The organism is Pseudomonas brassicacearum (assembly GCF_003732265.1).
Taxonomy (GTDB): Bacteria; Pseudomonadota; Gammaproteobacteria; order Pseudomonadales; family Pseudomonadaceae; genus Aquipseudomonas; species Aquipseudomonas brassicacearum_D.
In genome coordinates this window covers 526-981 of the sequence record NZ_MOBK01000060.1, presented here as the reverse complement: position 1 = coordinate 981, position 456 = coordinate 526, and the positions used below count along the sequence as shown (strand labels likewise).

1 protein-coding gene is annotated in these 456 nt (G+C 58.8%); it reads right to left on the bottom strand.

The window, feature by feature from the left end:
* Positions 1-356: ABC transporter ATP-binding protein (locus tag BK660_RS30035; RefSeq protein WP_148057480.1), on the bottom strand; the 356-nt coding region annotated here is incomplete at its 3' end.
* Positions 357-456 lie beyond the last annotated feature (100 nt).

The window sequence follows — 456 nt, the reverse complement described above, 5'->3', positions numbered from 1 at the left end:
AAGGCTTCTTCGGCGCGCTTGTGTCGTTCGGTTTTGCCGACGCCTTTGACCTTTAAGCCGTAGGCGACGTTGTCGAGGACATTCATGTGCGGGAACAGTGCGTAATCCTGAAACACCGTGTTGACGTCACGCTGATACGGCGGCAACCCGGCCGCTTCGACGCCGTGGATGCGGATCGAGCCGGCGCTCGGTTGTTCGAACCCGGCGATCAGGCGCAGGCAGGTGGTTTTGCCCGAGCCGGATGGGCCGAGCATGGAAAAGAACTCGCCGTCCTCGATATCGATGGAAACCCGGTCAACGGCCTTCACCTCGCCGAATTGCCGGGAAACGTTGGTGAACTGGACTGCAAGCGTCATGGTGCGGTGCTCCAAAAAGGCGAAAGCCATCGCAGCGGCCCTGCCTGGACTTCTGAAAAATCTGAATCGTTTTACGGTTTGCTTGGCTCACACATTCGGC